This window comes from Rhodococcus sp. AW25M09 (genome assembly GCF_000333955.1).
Lineage (GTDB): Bacteria > Actinomycetota > Actinomycetes > Mycobacteriales > Mycobacteriaceae > Rhodococcoides.
In genome coordinates, this window is the sequence record NZ_CAPS01000003.1 from 24,687 (window position 1) to 45,451 (window position 20,765).

The window sequence follows — 20,765 nt, forward strand, 5'->3', positions numbered from 1 at the left end:
CCATCAGCGCCCCTGCCACGCCTCCCACAACTGTGCATAACGCCCACCGGCAGCGACCAACTCCTGGTGCGGACCCTCCTCCACGATTCGGCCGTGCTCGAGCACCACCACGCGGTCGGCCGCAGCGGCCTGCGTCAGACGATGCGCGACGATCAACGTGCTGCGCCCCTTCGTCGCTGCCTCCGCGGCCGCTTCGAGATCCCGTGCACCGGAACTGCCGGCCTCCGCGGTGGCCTCGTCCAACACCGCAACGGCCGGGTCGGCGAGAACCAAACGCGCCAATGCCAATTGCTGTGATTGCGCCGCGGTCAGCTGGTGTCCACCCTCGCCGACGGCGGTGTTCAGCCCGTCCTCAAGCGCATCGACCCATCCCCATGCCCCGACTGTGCGCAGTGCGGACTCGACATCGGCGCGATCGGCATCCGGCGCGGCGAGCAGCACGTCGTCGATCAACCGGCCGGCGAACACGTGTACTTCCTGACTGACGATTGCCACGTGCCGCCGCAATCCCGCACTGCCCAACGCGTCCAGCGTCGCGCCGCCCACGCGAACGGTCCCCGAAGTCGACGGTATCGAACCGGCCGCGATGGCCGCGATCGTCGACTTGCCGGCGCCGGTGGATCCGACGAGCGCCACGGTCTCCCCCGCGCCGATGCGCAGACTCACTCCGTGCAGCACGTCGTGGCCGGTTTCGTACGCGTGCCGAAGATCTGCGACATCCAGGGTGGCGTCGATGGGTACGGAACCGTCGCCCACGGGCCGTTCGTCGGGAATATCGACGACGCCGACGAGACGGGCCAACGAGGCACCGGCGGACTGGATGTCGTCGAACGTGAACAGCAAGGTACCGATCGGATTGAACAGACGATGAAACAGCAGGGCGGCGGCTGTCGTCTCTCCGACCGTCACGTAATCGCCTCGTACGAGCAAGAATCCGGCCAACAGAATCACCGACAAGCCGACGCATTCGGCGCGATTGTTCCGCGATGCGAATCGAGTGAACAACTGGAACACATCGACGCCGATGTCGCGGGCCTTCGCCGACGCTCGGTCGATCTCGCCGAGATGCGCAGACTCGAGTCCGTACGCGCGCACCGTCTTCGCGCCCTGCATACTGCTGACGAACGACTGCGCCCGTGAACCCATTGCAACACGTTCGGCCGCATACAGCGGAGCCGAACGCGGCAGGTACCAGCGCAAGGCGAAAATGTACATCGGTAACGCCACCAGCCCGGCGAGGCCCAGGCGCCAGTCGATGCCGAGCATCGTGATCATGCTCAGGCACACGAGCAGGAATGCGCCGACGAGCTGTGGAATGACCTCGCCGATCGACTTCGCCATCACCGCGACATCGTCGCCGACCCGGGAAAGCAAGTCGCCCTTGCCCACTCGCTCCAATGTGGCTACCGGCAGATGTAGTGCGCGACGAACGACGGCCTCGCGCAACGAGGCCAGGATCCCCTCGCCGAGGGTGCTGATGAGATAGCCGCTGAAGCCGGTCACGATCCCGCCGAGCACGGCAGCGACCGAGATCACCACGACGACACCGACGATCGCCTGAGGGCCGGCTCCGTCACGGACACGGTCGACCAATACCCCGAGCACATACACGGGCACCAGTGACATCGCGGCGGCAATCGCACCGAGCAGCAGCGTCACCGCCGTTCGGGCCTTCCGTAATCGCAGCTGTTCCAGCAGCCATCGACCCGAGCGCGCACCGGTGGCGATCGGGAGTAGTTCGGGGGTGGTCATCGCAGCACCGTCTCCCGGTAATGCGCGTCCGAGGACGCGAGATCGTGGTGAGTCCCCTCGGCTACGACGCGTCCACCGTCGACGACGAGAACGCGATGAGTCACCGACAGCAATGCGGGGCTCGTGGTGATCAGGATGGTCGTCTGAGCGGCACTGCCGGTGTGCCGAAGCTCGCCGATGCCGCGAGCGATGTCGTGTTCGGTGACGGCGTCGACCGCGGTGGTGGGGTCGTGCAACACCAACACCGGCGCGTCGACCGAGAGCGCCCGCGCCAACGCGACTCGTTGGCGTTGCCCGCCGGACAGGCTGGCTCCGCGATCGGTGACGGCATGGTCGAGGCCCGCCTCGTGCAGTTCGACGACGTCGGTGGCCGCCGAGGCCTGCAGGATGGCGCCGAGTTCGGCGTCGGGCCGCTCCCGCCCGGCGGTGACGTTGCTACGAACGGTTCCGGCGAACAGGTCGGTGATGTGCGGCTCGACGAGAACGGTCTCGCGGGCTCGCCGAAGGTCGATCTGCCCCGCCGGGATGCCGCCGATCCGCACTGTTCCGGTGAAATCGGCGTCGGAGACCTGGCCGGACAGCAGGGCGGCAAGGGCTTCGCCGTCCTGTGGCCGATAGGTGACCACGCCGAGTAGTTCACCCGGTGCGGCCCGAAAGCCGATGCCGTCGAGAGATCGAAACCGAACCTCGTCCACCTCAAGGTCGGTGCCTACCGGAAGAACCGAATCCGACTGCGGCAGAACGTGTTCCGCTCCCAGAACCAGGGCGAGTCGATCAGCCGATCCACGCACCGTCGCCACCACACCGGGGATTCTCGACAGCCCGGTCAACGGTTCGATGACGAACTGCGACAACCCGATGACGGTGATCAACTCGCCGACCGAAATGCGTCCCTGCAGCGCGAACCAGCCGGCCGTTCCGGCGATCCCGACGGCAAGCAGCGCGTTGATCGCCGCCGCGAGGCCCTGGTAGACGTTGTTCGCGCGGGCGAGCTTCAGCGTCGCAGTCAAGGCCGAACGGCTCGACGTCACGAACCGCTGAGTGGCAGCGTCCTCGGCACCGATGCCGCGCAGAGGGCGCACTCCGCTGACCAGATCCGTGGCCATGCCCGATACCCCGGCCACCCGGGCTTGTTGCTCGGTCGCCGCGCGAGTGAGCAATGGGGCGAGATGCTGCAGCGCAATCAGAATGACCGGGGTGCCGATGACGACTGCCAGCCCCAAGGGAACGTCGATAACCAGCAACGCCACCGCCGACGCGACGACTGCCACCGCCGATGCGAAGACCCGGGCGATCAGATCGAGAATCCAGGACTCCTTCTCGGCGTCCGATGTCGAGACCGTCAGTAGCTCCCCCGCGGACAAGTCGGTGCGCAATCCTCGGGGATGGAGGACGCGTCCGGCGACCTCGACGCGCACCAGATACGACTCCCGTTCGATCGCGACCACGATGATGCGGGCACCGATGCGCCACGCATAGGACAAAGTGACGAACAGAGCCGCCAGCCCGATGAGCGAGACGATCATCGCCGTCACATCACCGGTGTCGATGGCGCGCGAAACGATCAGACCGATGGCCACCGGGACCATCGTTTCGCACAGCTGATGGACGCCGAACAGCAGCGACGAGACGATCAGACGGGTGCGATGCCGTCGTACGGTCCGGCGCAGAATCGCAGTGCCGGTTGCCGCAGAAGGTGCCTCCACCACCGCCCGAGCATCGCGGAGCAGTACAGAATCGGTCATTTGCTGCAGCCTAAGGCATCGGGAACTGGCGATGGGGTGCCACATTTACATAGAGTCGGGGCCAGAGAACACCGAAAAAGTCCAGTAGAGAGTACGGAGAACACCATGCCTGCCAAGACATCGACCGACAACGACATCGCCGACGAAGACATCGTCCCACTCGAGTACGAGACGGCCAGCCAGGCTCAGCGCGTCGTCGCCGCATACGCCACCGATGCAGACGAATGCCGCATGTTGTTGTCGATGCTGGGTATAGACCCCGTAGCGAAGACCGACTGACGGGTTTTCGCAAGGCCGAACACCCAGAGATCTAACAAGCGGATTGGACAGTTGTGGCTGACGCCTCGCAGGGTTCGGATTTCGTCGTCGTAGCCAACAGGTTGCCGGTCGATCTGGAAAAGCTTCCGGACGGAAGCACGAGATGGAAGCGAAGCCCGGGCGGTCTGGTCACCGCCCTGGAGCCGATTCTGCGCGCCAACAAAGGTGCCTGGGTGGGATGGGTCGGTGTGTCCGACGTCGACGTCGAGCCGTTCGTCGAGGACGACTTGCAGCTGCGGCCGGTGCCGATCAGCGAGAAGGAATACAAGCAGTACTACGAGGGCTTTTCCAACGCGACCTTGTGGCCGCTCTACCACGACGTCATCGTCAAACCGGAGTACGACCGCGACTGGTGGAACGCCTACGTCGAGGTCAACCGTCGTTTCGCCGAGAAGACGTCCGAGGCGGCGGCGCAGGGCGCGACGGTCTGGATCCAGGACTATCAGCTCCAGCTCGTCCCCAAGATGCTCCGGATGCTGCGGCCCGACCTGACCATCGGGTTCTTCCTGCACATCCCGTTTCCGCCGATCGAGCTGTTCATGCAGATGCCGTGGCGCACCGAGATCGTCGAAGGCCTGCTCGGTGCCGACCTGATCGGTTTCCATCTGGCCGGCGGCGCGCAGAACTTCCTCTACCTTGCCCGACGCCTCGCCGGGGGAACCACCTCTCGCGGCACCGTCGGGGTGCGGTCCAAGCTCGGCGTCGTGCAGGTGGGGTTCCGAACCGTGCGCGTCGGAGCCTTCCCGATCTCTATCGACTCCGGCGAACTGGACACCAAGTCACGCTCGAAGGCCGTTCGCGATCGAGCGAAACAGCTCCGCAAAGATCTCGGCAACCCCAAGCGCATCATGCTCGGCGTCGACCGACTCGACTACACCAAGGGAATCGACGTCCGGCTCAACGCTTTCCGCGAATTGCTGGAAGAGGGCAGGGTCGATCCCGCCGAGAACGTCATCGTGCAGTTGGCGACGCCCAGCCGTGAACGCGTCGAGAGCTATGTCGCGATGCGCGGCGAAATCGAGCAGCAAGTGGGCCGGATCAACGGCGAGTACGGACAGGTGGGCCATCCGGTGGTGCACTACCTGCACCGGCCGATCCCCCGCGACGACCTACTGGCCTACTTCGTCGCCGCCGACGTCATGCTGGTCACCCCACTGCGCGACGGCATGAACCTCGTCGCCAAGGAGTACGTGGCCTGCCGCAGCGACCTCGGCGGCGCGCTGGTGCTCAGCGAATTCACCGGTGCTGCAGCAGAATTGCGACAGGCATACCTGTGCAACCCCCATGACTTGGACAGCGTGAAGGACGCGATCATCTGGGCGCTCGAACAGGAACCCGAAGCAGGCAAGCGCCACATGCGCGCCATGCGTCGACAGGTGCTCGCGCACGACGTCGATCGCTGGGCCCGCTCCTTCCTCACCGCACTTGCACAACCCGCAGAGGGCCCGAGCCCCGCGCAGAGGTAAATCGCTTTCCTGAAACCGTCGACGGCTGCTAATTTGCCGTCGACGGTTTTTTCATGCATTCGAGAAGCGAGGAGGTGGGCATCGTGGCCACCTGGACGAGCGCGTACCCGAGCCCACGTTCACCCCTCCCCGAAGGATCTCTCGCATGTTTACACTGGACCGGTACGGCCTCGATCAGCACTGGCTGACAGAATTCGAAAAGCTTTCTCCAGGATCAGTTCTCGCCCGCGTCGTCCGAGTCGACCGCGGTGAATTCGATGCCGCCACCGCCGACGGCATCGTCCGCGTCGCCGGCACTCACACCTGCGCCGGAGACTGGGTCGCCCTGCACCCGCACTCCGGGCACACCTTCGTTCTCGCCGAAATACTGCCTCGCAGAACGGCCATCGAACGCGCATCCGCCGGATCCACCTCCGAGATACAGGTTCTCGGGGCCAATGTCGACACCGTCGTGGTCACTGTCGCGTCGGACACCGCCCTCGATCTCGGTCGCGTCGAACGCTACATCACCCTCGCCTGGGGCAGCGGTGCCCTTCCCGTCGTCGCGATCACCAAAAGCGACAGGGGCAGCGTTGCCGAAGAACAGGTACTGGCCGCCGCGCCTGGCGTTGCAGTCTGCCGGACCAGCGCACTATCGGGTGGCGGAATCGACGCGCTGACAATGCATCTGCGCGGCACAGTTGCGCTGATCGGGCCGTCGGGCTCGGGGAAGTCGACACTCGGCAACGCGCTGCTCGGCGGCACTGCATTTGCCATCGGTGACACCCGTGAGGCAGACGGCAAGGGCAGGCACACGACGGTGCATCGGGAACTGGTGCCGATTCCCGACACGAAGTTGATATTGCTGGACACACCGGGACTGCGGTCGGTGGGCGTGCAGGGATCGGAAGACGCTGTGGCGAGCGCATTTTCCGACATCGAAGAACTGGCCGCACTGTGCAGGTTCGGTGACTGCGCGCACCGAAGCGAACCCGGCTGCGTAGTACTGGCAGCCGTCCACGCGGGCGAGCTCACCGAACGCAGACTCGGAAACTACCGAAAGCTACTGCGGGAGAACGCCTGGGCGACGTCGAGGCACGACGCCCGAGCCCGCAACGAGAAGCTGCGGGAGTACAAGCAGATCTCGAAATCGCTGCGCCGGAAGTACGCGGTCGATCGGAAACTGCGGTAGGTCAGCTCTCGTCGAACAGCGAGGGACTTTCGCCCTCGGCCTCGGCCTGCGGCGTCGACCCCCCGCTGCTCGACGCCTTGCGCACTACCTCGACTGTGGTGGTGCGTACCGACAGTCGATGCCCGTCGTGATGCTCGAGCAACGCCAGACCCTGACGAATCTCGACCACCTTCCACGGTCCGGCGTGCCCGGACGCCTGAACCAGGTCTCCTGGTGCGATCTCGGAAGCCACTGTTGTTCTCCATTCACAATTACAGCAAGTATGTGGCCCACACCCTATCGGGCAACGCCTGGCCGCATCTCACTTGCTCGTCGAACAAATTAGGAGTACTCATGTAATAGTTGTAGATATACAAGTAATTCACGGGAGGTGGACGTGGCCGAGTTGACTCGACGACGCCGGTATCTGGTACTCGGCATCTGCTGCCTGAGCCTGTTTCTCGTCAGTACCGACAACACGATCGTCAATGTCGCACTGCCGTCGATGCGCACCGACCTCAACGCGTCGGTGTCCGGTCTGCAGTGGATCATCGACGCATACACACTGGTCGTGGCATCACTGCTGATGCTCGGCGGCTCGATGGCCGACAAGTTCGGGCGCAAACGTTTCTTCCTGATCGGCACCGGGACGTTCGTGCTCGGGTCCCTTCTGTGCAGCATCGCACCGTCACTGGGCTGGCTCGTCGCCTTCCGCATGCTGCAGGCCGTCGGCGGCTCGATGATGAATCCCGTCGCGATGTCGATCATCACCAACACCTTCACCGACCCCAAAGAACGCGCCGGGGCCATCGGAATGTGGGGTGCCGTCGTCGGGATCTCGATGTCGGCAGGTCCCGCCCTCGGCGGCATCCTCGTCACCGGGGCAGGCTGGCAGTCCATATTCTGGATCAACGTGCCCGTGGGCATCTTCGCGATGGCCATGACGTTGAAGTTCGTCCCCGAATCCAAAGCCGAGCACGCGAGAAAGTTCGACCCGGCCGGTCAGCTACTCATCCTCGCGTTTCTCGCGTCCCTGGTCTTCACCATCATCGAAGGTCCCGCGAAGGGCTGGGGATCGCCGCTGATCGTGCTCACCGGTGCCGTTGCCGTCGGCTCCCTCATCGGCCTGGTGGTGGTCGAGTCGCGTCTCGAAGAACCACTGATCCAGCTGAAGTTCTTCCGTAGCGCACCGTTCAGCGGAGCGACGGTGATCGCGGTGTGTGCCTTCGCCTCCCTCGGCGGATTCCTCTTCCTCAACACCATCTACCTGCAGGATGTGCGCGGCTACTCACCCCTGCATGCCGGTCTCTACACTTTGCCGATGGCCGTGATGACCCTGATCTTCGCGCCGATCTCCGGACGCATCGTCGGCAACCTCGGCGCTCGCATTCCGCTGCTCGTGGCCGGAATCGGATTCGTGACCTCGGCACTGATGCTCACCCGACTCACTCCGACTACCTCGTTCGCGTGGCTGGCGACCGCGTACGTGATCTTCGGAATCTCCTTCGGCATGGTCAACGCCCCGATCACCAACACCGCGGTGTCCGGAATGCCGCGCAGCCAGGCGGGAGTGGCGTCCGCCATCGCGTCGACCAGTAGGCAGGTGGGCCAGTCGCTCGGAGTGGCCGTAGTCGGTGCCATCGTCACCGCGAGCATCGTCGGTGCGATCTCCGACGGTTTCACCGCCGCCGCCGTGCCCGCATGGTTCGTCATCGCAGGCGCAGGCGTGGTCGTCACCGTGCTCGCACTGGTCACCACCGGCCAGTGGGCCCGATCGACCGCCGAGAACATCGGCCGTCCGGTGCTCGTATGACCGACTCCGAGGCGGCGCACGTCTGGCGGGAGATGCGCGCGTTGATGCTCGAGAAACACGACACCCGACGAGCCGTCGCCGAGGCAACCGGCATGAGCTTCCTGCGCGCCAAGCTGCTGACCAAACTGCTCGCGGCGGATCGGACGGTGACCGAGCTGGCCGACATTCTCGCGTCGGATGCTCCGTACGTCTCGCTCAACATTCGCGAACTCGAAAAGCGAGAACTGGTGATCCGCACCGAAGATCCCGACGATCGCCGACGCCGCATCATCGGACTCACCGATGCCGGACGCCGCCTCGCCGAGAAAGCCCGAGCCATCGCCGACGCCCCGCCGCCGGACTTCACGACCGTATCTGCGCACGACCTGGCGCAGCTGCGACGCATTTTGCAGCTCCCCTGATTCAGCGGCTCCCGTGGTTCAGCGGCTCCCGTGGTTCAGCGGCTCCCGTGATTCAGCGGCGGATGAGCTCGGCTGGGGTACCGGACTCGACGAGTGCGCGCATCGTCGCCGCTTCCATACCCGGCGATCCACACACCAGAATCTGCCGATCCGAGAAGTGGCCCTGCGCGGCGATCACGTCGGCCACACTCCCCTCCCAACAGTGCTCTGGCTCGAAAAACTTTGCGGCCGAATCGACGTCGGCACGAATTCGGTCGTTCCAACGATCCGACGCCCAAGGCTCGTGCAGCTGGTCGACCACCGGTACGACGGTCAACCACGGCAATTCTGACGCCATCAACCACAGCATGTCCCCGGCATAGAGATCGCGCGGAGACTTGCCGCCGACGAAGAGCGTCACGTTCGGCGGCCGCTCCCAGCGCGTGAGGTCGAGCAGAATTGCGCGCAACGGGGCCAGTCCGGTGCCGCCCGCGATCATCACGACGTCGCGCCCCGAATCATCGACGTGCAGGCCACCCTGCGGATCACTGATCTGCCAGACGTCACCGGGCCGTGTCTCGTTGACAATTCCGCCACTGACCCAGCCGGCCGGAACCGCGCGGACGTGGAACTCCAGCTTGCCGTCGAGCGACGGCGGCAATGCGGGCGAGTACCGCCGCGTCAGAGCAGAATTCTGGGGAACTGCCACCGACACCGACTGGCCTGCCTTGAACGGCACCGCGTCGCCTTCGAGTCGAATCACCGCAAGGTCGTTCCGAAGGCGATGATACTGAACGACTGTCGAACTCCACGCCTGCATGTCGACCAGGATAGGGGCTGCGGGTCTCACTCTCCGCAAACGCGTGCGCGTTCGCCGGACGGTCGGCCCCGAGTCTCGCTCTCGGGGTACTCAGTCGCCGCAAATGCGCGCGCGATTGCCAGACGCGAGCGAAGTAGTGACCGATACGGGCACGAGAACGCGCGCACCTGACAAGTGCGCGCGCGTTTGCCAGACGCGAGCGAAATAGTGACCGATACGGGCGCGAGAACGCGGGCATCTGACAAGTGCGCGCGCGTTTGCGAGCTGCGGAACCCCGTAGCCCGACCGACGCAGGGCACAAGACCCGAAACTCGACCCCCGCGCGCGAGACCCCAGCGCGCGAGACCCCAGCTCAGCACCTGGCCCTGAGCCCCCTCCGCATCGCACTCCCCGCAAACGCGTGCGCGTTCGCCGGATGCGAGCGAAGTAGTGGCCGATACAGACACGAAACGCGCGCACCTGACAAAGGCGCGCGCGTGTGCGAGCTGCGGAGTTCCAGTAAGTCAGCGCTGGTGTCGCGGCTTCCAGACCACCAGGGCATTGCGTTGAATCGGCACCAGGTCGCGGCGATAGCTGGCGTGCACCGTGGCCAGTTCCTGAGCCAGTTCGCTGATGCGCGACTGCAAGGCCTCGACTTGATTGGTGAGCTCGATGATGCGCTTGATTCCTGCGAGGTTGACGCCCTCGTCCTGGGACAGTCGCTGCACTTCACGAAGCAGTGCGACGTCACGCGGCGAGTAGCGTCGACCGCCACCGGTGGTGCGGTGTGGGGTGACGAGTCCGAGTCGATCGTAGGTGCGCAATGTCTGCGCGTGCATGCCGGCAAGCTGCGCGGCGACCGAGATCACGAAGATCTGGGCGTCGGGATCAGCTTGTGCTCCAACGGCTTTCGCGGCACCACCCTCGGGAGGGACCGACATCACACACCTGCCCACCCGGCCCGCGGGTCGAATCCGCTGGCCTTCTCGGCTTCCAGATAGCTTTTCAGAGCGTCGGTAGCAGCATCGTCCAGTTTCTGCGGGACGGCAACTTTGACGGTCACCATCAGGTCGCCGGTGCCGGATTTCTTCGGTATGCCGCGTCCGCGCACGCGCAGCACTCGACCGTCGACGGTTCCCGGTGGAACTTTCACTCCCACTCGGCCTTCCAGGGTGGGCACCGACAGCGTGGTACCGAGCACCAGCTCGCCGTAGCTCACCGGGACGGTCACCGTCAGGTCGTCGTTGGTGCGGCCGAATACCTTGTCGGGCTTGACCCGTACGGTCACGAACAGGTCGCCGGACGGCGCACCGCGCAGGCCTGCTTCACCTTGACCGGCAAGTCGCACCTTCTGGCCGTCGCTGATGCCGGCCGGCACGCGCACGGTGATGGTGCGGGTGCGGTTCTGCACTCCGGTGCCGCGGCAGTCGACGCACGGGTCGTCGATGATCGATCCGCTACCGCGGCAGTCGTCACACGGCTCGCTGAAGCCGAACGCGCCCTGATTTCTGTTGACGACGCCCTGGCCGTTGCACTTGGGGCACACCCGCGGGCTCGTTCCGGGCTTGGCACCGCTTCCGTGGCACGTGGTGCACGAGGACGGACTGGTCAACCGCAACGGGACCGTCACACCCTGTGCTGCCTCTCGGAACTGCAGCGAGGTCTCGGTTTCGACGTCACTACCGCGTCGAGGACGGTTGTTCTGCGGTCGCTGCGCCCCGCCGCCGCGATTGAACAGGCCACCGAACAGGTCGCCGATTCCGCCGTCGGCACCTCCGCCCTGGCCGAAGATGTCGCCTACGTCGAAGGTTTGACCTCCGCCGCCGCCGAATCCACCTGCGCCGGGTGAGAATCCACCGCCGCCGCGACTACCGAAGCCGCCCGAGGCGAACAGCCGTCGGGCCTCGTCGTATTCCTTGCGCTTGGCCGGGTCGGCGAGTATCGCGTGTGCCTCGCTGACCGCCTTGAACTTGTTCTCGGCCGATTCGTTGCCGGGATTGGCGTCGGGGTGGTTGTCCCGGGCCAACTTTCGGTACGCCTTCTTGATTTCTTCTGCAGTAGCGCTGGAGGAAACGCCCAGCTCCTTGTAGAAGTCCTTCTCGATCCACTCCCGCTGGCTCACCGGGCGTTTCCTCCTCTCGCGCTATTTCTTTTTACTGCTCGTCGGACGCAGGTGCATCCGATTCTCTCGTTGCCGTGCCCTCGTCAGCACTGTCCACGACACCGACCATCGCGGTACGCAGAACACGCTCGCCGAGCTTGTAGCCCGGACGCATCAGTGTTCCGACGACCGGACTGCTGCCGTCGCCCTCGTGCGAGACGGCCTCGTGAATGGCCGGATCGAACGCGTCGCCCTCGGCCCCGAAGGTGGTCAGGCCGATGTTCGAGAACACCCCTGCCAACTTGTCGGCCACCGACTTGAGCGGTCCGGTTTCGAGATCGCCGTGCTGGCGAGCTCGCTCGAGGTCGTCCAGAACCGGAAGCAACTGCGACACGACGGACGCCTTCGCGTTCTCCGCACCACTCTGCTTCTCACGATCGGTGCGCCGCCGGTAGTTGGCGTATTCGGCCGAGACTCGTTGCAGATCGGCAGTGAGTTCGGAGACCTGAGTATCGCGAGGATCCTCCACGACCTCCGGCTCGACCACCATCTCGCTGTCCGTCCCTTCCTCTACCGAGCCGGGCTGGGGCGCAGAGCCGGTGCCCACGAGGGGCTCCGGAACTGCGTCACCTTCCCGTACTTCACCGGTCTCGGGATCGATCTTCCGCTTGTCCACGAAAGTGACCGGTTCTTGCTCGGAGTTACCCGACGTCACTTCTTCTCCGCGTCGTCGGCGGGCTCGTCGACAACCTCTGCGTCGACGACACCGTCGTCAGCGGCCTGAGCCTCGCCTTCTGCGCCGCCCTGCTCCTTGGCCTGAGCCTCGTAGATGGCGGTGCCGAGAGCCTGCGACTCGGTCGAGAGCTTCTCCACGGCAGTCTTGACGGCCGAGATGTCGCTGCCCGCAAGAGCCGTCCTGGCGTCGGCGATGGCAGTTTCGACGCGTCCCTTGAGCTCGGCGTCGACCTTGTCCTCGTTGTCCTTGACGAACTTCTCCGTCTGGTGGACGAGGGACTCGGCCTGGTTGCGGACCTCGGCCTCTTCGCGACGAGCCTTGTCCTCGTCTGCGTGAGCTTCGGCGTCGGCCACCATGCGGTCGATCTCTTCCTTGGACAAGCCGGAGCCGTCCTGGATCTTGATCGTGTTTTCCTTGCCGGTGCCCTTGTCCTTGGCCGTGACGTGCACGATGCCGTTGGCGTCGATGTCGAAGGTGACCTCGATCTGGGGCACTCCGCGAGGAGCAGGCGGCAGCTCGGTCAGCTCGAAGGAGCCGAGGAGCTTGTTGTGCGAGGCGATCTCGCGCTCACCCTGGAAGACCTGGATCTGCACCGAGGGCTGATTGTCGTCAGCGGTGGTGAAGGTCTCGGAACGCTTCGTCGGGATGGTGGTGTTGCGCTCGATGAGCTTGGTCATGACGCCACCCTTGGTCTCGATACCGAGAGACAGGGGCGTGACGTCGAGGAGCAGAACGTCCTTGACCTCACCCTTGAGGACACCGGCCTGCAGTGCGGCACCGACGGCCACGACCTCGTCCGGGTTGACGCCCTTGTTGGGCTCGCGTCCGCCGGAGAGTTCCTTGACCAGCTCGGAAACGGCGGGCATACGCGTCGAACCGCCGACGAGTACGACGTGGTCGATGTCCTTGACGGCGATGCCGGAGTCCTTGACCACTGCCTGGAACGGCGCACGGGTGCGGTCGAGCAGGTCGGAGGTGATCTTCTGGAACTCGGAGCGGCTGAGCTGCTCGTCGAGGAACAGCGGGTTCTTGTCGCCGTCGACCGTGATGTACGGGAGGTTGATCGAGGTGCTCTGCCCGGAGGACAGTTCGATCTTCGCCTTCTCGGCAGCCTCACGCAGACGCTGCAGCGCCATCTTGTCCTTGGTCAGATCGATGCCGTTCTGAGCCTTGAACTTGTCGACGAGCCAGGTCACGATGCGCTCGTCCCAGTCGTCGCCACCGAGGTGGTTGTCGCCGGACGTCGCGCGAACCTCGACGACACCGTCGCCGATTTCCAGCAGCGAGACGTCGAACGTGCCGCCACCGAGGTCGAACACGAGAATGGTCTGCTCTTCGTCGCCCTTGTCCAGGCCGTACGCCAGAGCTGCCGCGGTGGGCTCGTTGACGATGCGCAGGACGTTGAGGCCGGCGATCTGGCCGGCTTCCTTCGTGGCCTGACGCTGTGCGTCCTCGAAGTACGCGGGGACGGTGATGACCGCGTCGGTGATTTCCTCGCCCAGGTAGGCCTCGGCGTCGCGCTTGAGCTTCTGCAGCGTGCGCGCGGAAATTTCCTGCGGGTTGTATTTCTTGTCGTCGATCTCCACGGTCCAGTCCGTGCCGATGTGGCGCTTGACGGAACGAATCGTGCGATCGACGTTGGTGACCGCCTGGTTCTTCGCGGGCTGGCCGACCAGCACTTCACCGTTCTTGGCGAAAGCGACGATCGACGGGGTGGTGCGTGATCCCTCGGAGTTGGCGACGACAACCGGTTCGCCGCCCTCGAGGACGGACACGACCGAGTTGGTGGTCCCGAGGTCGATACCGACCGCACGAGCCATAATGTTTCCTCCTGTTGTTGCGTGGGTTCCAGTCCCTGGGTGAGCGAACTCCGCTCAAGTTTGCACAACGCGATCTATCGCGTCAACTTCCAACTTGAGCCTCATCCACTCAAGGCTGCTGACCTGCACAACGGAGGGTGTGGCGAATTTGTTCCCGAGGGAGCGGCTGCGCCGCATGTGAACGGAAATTCGGTGCCTGCTACGAACTTCTACTCACATGGGGCGAAGCCCCTCCACAGCAGTACGCCGCGACGATCAGCAGGGATCGTCGCGGCGCAGCGGGAAGAAAGCTCGTGACTCGAATTACTCGGTGGGCTCCTCGGTGGGCTCCTCGGCCGGCGCGGGGATGCAGCTGTAGCTGAGCAGTCCGGCGGTGATGTTGTTCATGAAGTCGGCATCGAGCGCAGTGGCGAAGGCTGCAGCACCGGCGGGACGTGCGACCCATTCACGATCGACGGAGGGAACCGTGTACGTGGCCGCCTCGCCTGCCTTGATGGTCGTCTCGGTGTTCTGCCCCTGCACGCCGGGCAGCGCGCCGTAGTTGACGTTCACGTTCGACGCGTCGTCCGCGCCGATGTTCTCGACCTTGACCTGCAGTGCGACGACTCCGCCCTCGGGTCCGTCCTCGACTGTGGTGTCACAGACGGTGGCCATGGTCACCACCAGGTCCGGGCTCTCGAGAACCACCGAGCCGAGCGGGCCCACGGGTTCCGGTTCCGGTTCGGCCGAGGCGGCCGGTGCGAGGGCAACCGCACCGATGGCGGCGGCCAGAGCGGCCGTCGAGGCCAGGATCGATGTGCGGGCAAGACGTCGCATGAACAACTCCTGTAGCTGAGGGGATGTGACCCATGAGTCTGATGTGACTCATGGGACTGTTGGTACGTCTTTCACTATGTCCTATCGGAATCAGACATTCCACACCAGGCGGTCTCGATTCGATGACGTTCGCATATCGAAGGAAACGCCCAGCGACGAATGACATCGGTGTAATTCGGCGGAGGTTTCAGCGGTCGGCGCGCTAGGTTTCACCGCTCGACTATTAGGGGAACCACAACCCTGCGGATCGGCCGCGCCCTACGTAGGGTTGAAGAAAAGCGAGGCTACGGAGGCACATGGATCCCGAAGTGCAGCACGAACCGAGCGAGATCACCTACGACGAGAAGTTCTATCCGGCTCGGCCCAAACCACTTCGCCCTTCCGTGCGCCGCGCGAATCGGAGCAGCAGCCCCACGCCCAACAGCGAACCGGTGGCATCGAACCCCGAGTACGTGGACTGGCTCACCGAACAGTCGATGTTGCGGGACGCGAAATTGATCGCCGAGCAGCTCTCGGGCAAGGGCAGCATGTGGCAGAACCCGTATGCCGATCCCGATCCTCGCGCCGCCGTCGAACGTGCGCCGGTGTGGTTCACCGCCTACCCCATCTCGGTGATCAACGCCCCGCACACGAGCTTTCTGAGCACCCTCGGCGACGAGAAGCTGTGGCAGGCGTTCTCCGAAATCGGAGTCACCGCAGTGCACACCGGCCCGGTGAAGGTGGCCGGCGGCATCCACGGCTGGCGTCCGACCCCGTCGGTCGACGGCCACTTCGACCGCATCGGCATGCAGATCGACCCTGCGTTCGGCTCGGAAGAGGAGTTCCGACGCCTGTGCGTCGTGGCCTCCGCGTACGACGGCATCGTCATCGACGACATCGTGCCCGGGCACACCGGTAAGGGTGCAGATTTCCGGCTGGCCGAGATGGCCGTGGCCGACTACCCCGGCATCTACCACATGGTCGAGATCGAACCGCAGGACTGGCATCTACTCCCCCGGGTACGCGCCGGTGCCGATTCCCAGAACATCGATGCCGACGCCGAGGCCAATCTCGCTCGCGCCGGGTACATCATCGGCCAGCTGCAGCGCGTGATCTTCTACGAGCTCGGCGTCAAGGAAACCAACTGGAGCGCAACTCCTCCCGTCGTCGGCATCGACGGAGTCGAACGCCGCTGGGTGTACCTGCACTACTTCAAGGCCGGTCAGCCGTCGATCAACTGGCTCGATCCTTCCTTCGCCGGAATGCGGCTGGTGATCGGCGACGCATGTCATTCGATCGCCGATCTGGGCGCGGGTGCACTACGTCTGGACGCCAACGGTTTTCTCGGAGTCGAACGCCGGGCCGAGGGACCGGGATGGTCCGAGGGCCACCCGTTGTCGGAGGCAGCCAATCACCTGATCGCCAGCGTCGTGCGCAAGATGGGCGGGTTCACCTTCCAGGAGTTGAACCTGACCATCGACGACATCAAGGCCATGGGCACCAACGGTGCCGATTTGTCGTACGACTTCATCAACCGTCCGGCCTATCAGCATGCGCTCGTGATGGGGAACACCGAATTCCTCAGACTCACCATGACTTTGGCCCGTGATCACGGCGTGGACACTGCTTCGCTGGTGCATGCGCTGCAGAACCACGACGAGATGACCTTCGAGCTCATCCACTTCGCCACCCTGCATGCCGAGGACGAGTTCTCCTACGGCGGCGAGACGGTCAAGGGCTGCGATCTGGGCGACCGTATTCGCGGCGAACTGACCGATCGACTCACCGGACGCTGGGCACCGTACAACCGAACGTTCACGACCAACGGAATCGCTTGCACCACAGCAAGTGTCATCACCGCATCGCTCGGCATCCGAGATCTGGACCGGATGGACGATGACGACATCGAGACGGTCAAGCGAGCCCACCTGCTACTCGCGATGTACAACGCGCTGCAGCCCGGTGTGTTCGCGCTGTCGGGCTGGGATCTACTGGGAATCCTGCCCATCGACGCCGATGAGGTGGACGACCTCATCCGCGAGGGCGACACCCGCTGGCTCAACCGCGGCGCACACGATTTGATGGGGTACTTCCCCGAGGCCGTGCGCTCGGAATCGGGCATACCCCGCGGACGCAGCCTGTACGGCTCACTTCCGGAGCAACTCGCCGACCCGCAGTCGTTCGCGCGTCAACTGGCGCGAATCATCGAGCTGCGCAAGCGGTTCGGTATCGCCACCGCCCAGCAGATCGATATTCCCACGGTCTCCCACAAGGGCCTACTGGTGATGGTGCACGAACTGGGCCAGGGAACCATCCAGGCCACGGTGCTCAACTTCTCGTCCGATGAGATCAGCGCGACGATCCAATCCAAGCACCTGGTGCCGGGTACCTGCGCCATCGACGTGTTCGACGACAACGAGATCGCCACCGTGGACGAGCTGAACAGCTTCCCGATGACACTGCGTCCGTACGAGGGCGTCGCGGTGGTGCTGCGCTGAGACGAAGCACTTACCGCCGCGGCGTGCGGTCGACATGACACCGAACAGAGGAGGCGCTGAGCAGCAGCGCCTCCTCTGGCAGTTCAGGTGCCGTCTCTACGATGCTTGCCCTTCGGGCTGGGAAATCTTGGAAGCGGCCGTCTCCTTGGGCCATCCGGTGAAGTGGGCCGGCGTCAGAAGTGCGAGGCTCACCAGCGAGATTGCCACGAAGCACATCAAGTAGATCGAAATCGAGATGGACGTGCCGGTTCTCTCGATCAGCCACTCCGCGGTAACCGGTGCAAAACCTCCACCGATGATTCCGCCGACGGCATATGGGAGCGATGCGGCGGTGTATCGGATGTGTGAGGGGAACAGAGCAGCGAACATACTGCTCTGCGGTCCGTAGGACAGCCCGAGTCCCACCGCCAGGATGTTGACGGCGACGGCGAACGCAGCCGGGCTGCCGGTGTCGACCAACATGAAGAGCGGGATTGCCCACGCCCCTATCAGCAGATACCCCCAGGTCATCACCGCTCTGCTCCCGTACCGATCCGCGAGCGAGCCGCCGAGCACGGTCGTACCGATCCACAAGAATGCAGCAAGGGTGAGAAGAGGAAGGACCGCGCTGGCATCCATGCCGACATTCGTTGTGCTGTAGGGCAAAAGGTAGCCGATCAGGAGCAAGCCCGCGAGAATGTTGGCCACGAACGACCCACCGGCGAGCACCATTCGCCAGGAGTATCCGTTGACGGCCTCGGCCAGGGGAACCGATGCCTCGGCGTGCGAAGCCTGCACCTCGGCGAACACGGGACTCTCGGAGATCGATGTCCGCACCTTCAGCCCGACGAGCACCAGAACTACGCTGAACAGGAACGGAACTCGCCATCCCCAGCTCTCGAACTGCTCGGGTGTGGTGGTGATCTGCAGAACGAAGAACACGGCCGTCGAGAGCACGAAACCCGCGGGGGTACCGATCTGCGAGAACACGCCGTAGAAACCGCGTTTGGCCGGTGGTGCGTACTCGACGGACATCAGGGCGGCCCCTCCCCACTCGCCGCCGGTGCTCAGACCTTGAACGAAGCGGAAAGCCACCAGGAGTATCGGAGCCGCGACGCCGATCTGATCGTAGGTCGGCAGCAACCCCATTCCGAGGCTGGCCAAGCCCATCAGAACCAAGGTTCCGATCAGGGCTGACTTGCGTCCATGGCGATCCCCTACGTGACCAGCGATGACGCCGCCGAGGGGACTGGCCACGAAGCTGGCGGCGACGGACCCGAGGGACACGATCAAGGCATTGGGTCCCAGCGCACCGAAGTACTGCTGGCTGAAGATCAGACCTGCGGCGGAGATGTATGCGAAAGAGAGGTACCACTCGATCGTGGAACCGATACCGCTGGCCAAGCGGACCTTCATCAGTTCTCGCCGTGTCGGTGTTCGATGACCGGTTGCTGCGGTGTGGCTCATGGTGTCCTCGTTCTATCGGGGCACGGCCGATCCGTGCTGTCCTGGTGGATGGGTGGTTCGTCAGTGCCCGAGAGCAGCGAGTCGGATGCTGCTCGGGCGGTGGGGCCGGGCGATGTGGCGTGACACCTCCCCGGCCACAGCGAGCAACGTGTCGTCACGGCCGGGAGGCGCGGACAGCTCGATTCCGACGGGCAGACCGCTGGCCGTACCGAGTCCGATCGGTACGGAGATGCCGGGTAGTCCGAGCACTCCTCCGAGGTCGCCGTGTCGGATGATCGTGGCGAAGGTGGGCACGCGGCGGCCGGCGAGTTCGATCGTGTCGTCCTGACCGAGGAGCGGAGCGACTACGGGGGTCGTCGGGAACAGGAGGGCATGGATCCCGGCGCGCCGGCAACGCTCGGTGAGCTCGGTTCGAAGTCGGTCGCGGGTGGCGAGCGCTCGGCGATGGAGGTCGCTCGTCACGGAATCGAGCCCTCGAGCGATGGCGTCGGATACGTCCGGGCTCCGTACCGCGTCGAGAACGCCGTCCACGTCGCTGATGTGTCCCGCCGCCAGGTACCCGCTCAGCGCCGCACGGAATTCCCCCCACACCAGCAGTGGCGCGATATCGAATGCCTCGGCTACGAGGTCGTCGATATCGACGAGAACCGAGGTGGCACCGAGCTTCTCGAGATCCCGTCGTGCTCTATCGGTCGCCTCGGCGACGTCAGAATCGAGGTCGGTGAAGTGCACGGGAGTGAAACCCAGTCGTATTTCAGCGATCGCCGGTGCCGGCTGTACCGAGACACGTCGAGCGAGAACAGAGTCGAGAACGACGATGTCTTCGAGACTTCGGGCGATCGGGCCAGCGGTGTCGCGCGTGAGGCAGATCGGGACGATGCCGTCGTTGGGATAGCGTCCGATCGAGGGGCGGAAACCGAACACACCGCACAGAGCTGCTGGCACTCGGACGGATCCTCCGGTGTCCGTGCCGATTCCGGCGGGCGCGATGCCCAATGCCACTGCCGCCGCAGTGCCACCGCTGCTCCCTCCGGCCGTTCGTCCGTGTTGCCACGGATTGTGGGCGGCCCCGTGCAATGGGTTGTTCGTCGTGGCCCCCAGCGCCAACTCGTGCATGACGTTCTTCCCGGAGACGTGGGCACCGGCTGCGACCAGCCCTCGCACCACCCCGGCGTCGCCCGTCGCTACGTTGGCGATCAGGCCTGGAGTACCTGCCGTGGTGGCCGCCCCGGCCACGTCGATGTTGTCCTTCACTACGATCGGAATGTGCTGGAGTGGTCCTGAAGGTGCGCTGGGCGGGGCCGCGACGAAGGTGACTGTCGTGTTGTACGCAGCCGCCTGCGCAGCTCGCTCCCGTAGCGCCACTCGGTACTGCTCGGGCGTGACCGCCCCTGCAACCAGCATCCGACGCGCTTCGACGACGGTGAGATCGAAGAGAGGCACATCGGTTGAGTCATCGGGTGTCGTTGCTGCACGGGAAGATCGCATGTGGCTCTGCCTTGTCGGGAGAGATCGCCGCGGCGACCGGAAGTGGGATCAGGGTCATACTGTCGACCGCCGGGCGCGACAACCACAACGCGTTCTCTCAACATGCGGAAAATGCGCGTATTTCCATCGGACAATGCGACCGAATCAGCCCTGGAAGTAAAGAAAATGTTCCGGTCACCGAAAGTGATGGTGTTTTCACGCAATATGAGCGCAGAGAATGAGGGGTTCACAGCAGCAGCTGGTCACGACTCGACAGCGGCGTAGCGGTCGACCCCACCCGATGAATACCGTTCCACCGAGCGATGTCGCGTCGTTCCCGGTAGATCGTGCAGATCAGTTGGCCCGTGCACGCCGACGGTGCGACCGTCACAGCCCGATAGACTCCTGCATCGTGGCCGAAGAACAGAACGACCCGACATCGCAGCCGCCTCGTCGACCGCAACCGCCGCGTCCCGAGG

19 protein-coding genes are annotated in these 20,765 nt (G+C 64.6%); 7 read left to right on the plus strand and 12 right to left on the minus strand.

What is annotated here, in order from left to right; translation table 11 throughout:
- Positions 1-3 precede the first annotated feature (3 nt).
- On the minus strand, positions 4-1,752 hold the full coding sequence (locus RHODMAR_RS00355; protein ID WP_008710017.1) for an ABC transporter ATP-binding protein: 1,749 nt from the start codon (positions 1,750-1,752) through the stop codon (positions 4-6).
- On the minus strand, positions 1,749-3,497 hold the full coding sequence (locus tag RHODMAR_RS00360; protein ID WP_008710018.1) for an ABC transporter ATP-binding protein: 1,749 nt from the start codon (positions 3,495-3,497) through the stop codon (positions 1,749-1,751). The genes RHODMAR_RS00355 and RHODMAR_RS00360 overlap by 4 nt, the downstream gene beginning before the upstream one ends.
- Positions 3,498-3,602: 105 nt before the next feature.
- Here RHODMAR_RS00360 and RHODMAR_RS28570 point away from each other — a divergent pair, with 105 nt between their 5' ends.
- From RHODMAR_RS28570 to rsgA, 3 genes are all read left to right on the plus strand, one after another.
- Positions 3,603-3,776 (plus strand): hypothetical protein, encoded by a 174-nt coding sequence (locus tag RHODMAR_RS28570; RefSeq protein ID WP_008710019.1) that lies wholly within the window; start codon positions 3,603-3,605, stop codon positions 3,774-3,776.
- 53 nt (positions 3,777-3,829) lie between these two features.
- Positions 3,830-5,281 carry an alpha,alpha-trehalose-phosphate synthase (UDP-forming) gene (locus tag RHODMAR_RS00365; protein WP_008710020.1) on the plus strand — a complete coding sequence of 484 codons (1,452 nt, stop codon included), beginning with the start codon at positions 3,830-3,832 and terminating at the stop codon, positions 5,279-5,281.
- Positions 5,282-5,426: 145 nt separating this feature from the next.
- Complete coding sequence (gene rsgA / locus RHODMAR_RS00370) at positions 5,427-6,452, plus strand: ribosome small subunit-dependent GTPase A (protein ID WP_008710021.1); 1,026 nt, start codon at positions 5,427-5,429, stop codon at positions 6,450-6,452.
- Position 6,453: 1 nt separating this feature from the next.
- Here the strand turns inward: rsgA and RHODMAR_RS00375 are convergent, their stop codons facing one another.
- Positions 6,454-6,684, minus strand: a complete 231-nt coding sequence (locus RHODMAR_RS00375) for a hypothetical protein (RefSeq protein WP_008710023.1) — start codon at positions 6,682-6,684, stop codon at positions 6,454-6,456.
- Positions 6,685-6,828: 144 nt separating this feature from the next.
- Between RHODMAR_RS00375 and RHODMAR_RS00380 the strand changes: the two genes are divergently transcribed.
- Both RHODMAR_RS00380 and RHODMAR_RS00385 read left to right on the plus strand, forming a co-directional pair.
- Positions 6,829-8,244 (plus strand): DHA2 family efflux MFS transporter permease subunit, encoded by a 1,416-nt coding sequence (locus RHODMAR_RS00380; RefSeq protein WP_008710025.1) that lies wholly within the window; start codon positions 6,829-6,831, stop codon positions 8,242-8,244.
- Complete coding sequence (locus RHODMAR_RS00385) at positions 8,241-8,645, plus strand: MarR family winged helix-turn-helix transcriptional regulator (RefSeq protein WP_008710027.1); 405 nt, start codon at positions 8,241-8,243, stop codon at positions 8,643-8,645. Before RHODMAR_RS00380 ends, RHODMAR_RS00385 begins: the two co-directional genes overlap by 4 nt.
- 52 nt (positions 8,646-8,697) lie before the next feature.
- Here the strand turns inward: RHODMAR_RS00385 and RHODMAR_RS00390 are convergent, their stop codons facing one another.
- The 6 genes from RHODMAR_RS00390 to RHODMAR_RS00415 form a co-directional block, all read right to left on the minus strand.
- Positions 8,698-9,444, minus strand: a complete 747-nt coding sequence (locus RHODMAR_RS00390; RefSeq protein WP_042937351.1) for an FAD-binding oxidoreductase — start codon at positions 9,442-9,444, stop codon at positions 8,698-8,700.
- A 503-nt stretch (positions 9,445-9,947) separates the two neighbouring features.
- Entirely contained in the window at positions 9,948-10,364 is a 417-nt protein-coding gene (locus tag RHODMAR_RS00395) for a heat shock protein transcriptional repressor HspR (RefSeq protein WP_008710031.1), read from the minus strand.
- On the minus strand, positions 10,364-11,545 hold the full coding sequence (gene dnaJ / locus RHODMAR_RS00400) for a molecular chaperone DnaJ (protein WP_008710033.1): 1,182 nt from the start codon (positions 11,543-11,545) through the stop codon (positions 10,364-10,366). The genes RHODMAR_RS00395 and dnaJ overlap by 1 nt, the downstream gene beginning before the upstream one ends.
- 31 nt (positions 11,546-11,576) lie before the next feature.
- On the minus strand, positions 11,577-12,239 hold the full coding sequence (gene grpE / locus RHODMAR_RS00405; protein ID WP_008710034.1) for a nucleotide exchange factor GrpE: 663 nt from the start codon (positions 12,237-12,239) through the stop codon (positions 11,577-11,579).
- Positions 12,236-14,080 carry a molecular chaperone DnaK gene (gene dnaK, locus RHODMAR_RS00410; protein WP_008710035.1) on the minus strand — a complete coding sequence of 615 codons (1,845 nt, stop codon included), beginning with the start codon at positions 14,078-14,080 and terminating at the stop codon, positions 12,236-12,238. Before dnaK ends, grpE begins: the two co-directional genes overlap by 4 nt.
- Positions 14,081-14,383: 303 nt before the next feature.
- Positions 14,384-14,896 carry a hypothetical protein gene (locus tag RHODMAR_RS00415; RefSeq protein WP_008710036.1) on the minus strand — a complete coding sequence of 171 codons (513 nt, stop codon included), beginning with the start codon at positions 14,894-14,896 and terminating at the stop codon, positions 14,384-14,386.
- Between the two features lie 296 nt (positions 14,897-15,192).
- Here RHODMAR_RS00415 and treS point away from each other — a divergent pair, with 296 nt between their 5' ends.
- Positions 15,193-17,373, plus strand: coding sequence for a maltose alpha-D-glucosyltransferase (gene treS / locus RHODMAR_RS00420; protein WP_008710037.1), 2,181 nt, complete (start codon positions 15,193-15,195; stop codon positions 17,371-17,373).
- 96 nt (positions 17,374-17,469) lie between these two features.
- On the opposite strand, the gene RHODMAR_RS00425 is transcribed toward treS, so the two are convergent.
- Positions 17,470-18,819, minus strand: coding sequence for an MFS transporter (locus tag RHODMAR_RS00425; protein WP_008710038.1), 1,350 nt, complete (start codon positions 18,817-18,819; stop codon positions 17,470-17,472).
- A 60-nt stretch (positions 18,820-18,879) separates the two neighbouring features.
- A complete protein-coding gene (locus RHODMAR_RS00430; protein WP_008710039.1) occupies positions 18,880-20,262 on the minus strand; it encodes an amidase family protein in 1,383 nt (460 codons plus the stop codon).
- 17 nt (positions 20,263-20,279) lie between these two features.
- Here RHODMAR_RS00430 and RHODMAR_RS28030 point away from each other — a divergent pair, with 17 nt between their 5' ends.
- Positions 20,280-20,528 (plus strand): hypothetical protein, encoded by a 249-nt coding sequence (locus tag RHODMAR_RS28030; protein WP_157225917.1) that lies wholly within the window; start codon positions 20,280-20,282, stop codon positions 20,526-20,528.
- A 5-nt stretch (positions 20,529-20,533) separates the two neighbouring features.
- Here RHODMAR_RS28030 and RHODMAR_RS28815 read toward each other — a convergent pair.
- Positions 20,534-20,765: hypothetical protein (locus RHODMAR_RS28815; protein WP_232433528.1), on the minus strand; the 232-nt coding region annotated here is incomplete at its 5' end.

Bases quoted from the DNA above. Each gene is read 5' to 3' on its own strand.
- RHODMAR_RS00425 (WP_008710038.1), bottom strand. From the start codon at position 18,819: ATGAGCCACACCGCAGCAACCGGTCATCGAACACCGACACGGCGAGAA.
- treS (WP_008710037.1), top strand. From the start codon at position 15,193: ATGGATCCCGAAGTGCAGCACGAACCGAGCGAGATCACCTACGACGAG.
- RHODMAR_RS28570 (WP_008710019.1), top strand. From the start codon at position 3,603: ATGCCTGCCAAGACATCGACCGACAACGACATCGCCGACGAAGACATC.
- RHODMAR_RS00395 (WP_008710031.1), bottom strand. From the start codon at position 10,364: ATGTCGGTCCCTCCCGAGGGTGGTGCCGCGAAAGCCGTTGGAGCACAA.
- RHODMAR_RS00360 (WP_008710018.1), bottom strand. From the start codon at position 3,497: ATGACCGATTCTGTACTGCTCCGCGATGCTCGGGCGGTGGTGGAGGCA.
- RHODMAR_RS00415 (WP_008710036.1), bottom strand. From the start codon at position 14,896: ATGCGACGTCTTGCCCGCACATCGATCCTGGCCTCGACGGCCGCTCTG.
- rsgA (WP_008710021.1), top strand. From the start codon at position 5,427: ATGTTTACACTGGACCGGTACGGCCTCGATCAGCACTGGCTGACAGAA.
- RHODMAR_RS00390 (WP_042937351.1), bottom strand. From the start codon at position 9,444: ATGCAGGCGTGGAGTTCGACAGTCGTTCAGTATCATCGCCTTCGGAAC.
- RHODMAR_RS00385 (WP_008710027.1), top strand. From the start codon at position 8,241: ATGACCGACTCCGAGGCGGCGCACGTCTGGCGGGAGATGCGCGCGTTG.
- RHODMAR_RS00355 (WP_008710017.1), bottom strand. From the start codon at position 1,752: ATGACCACCCCCGAACTACTCCCGATCGCCACCGGTGCGCGCTCGGGT.
- dnaK (WP_008710035.1), bottom strand. From the start codon at position 14,080: ATGGCTCGTGCGGTCGGTATCGACCTCGGGACCACCAACTCGGTCGTG.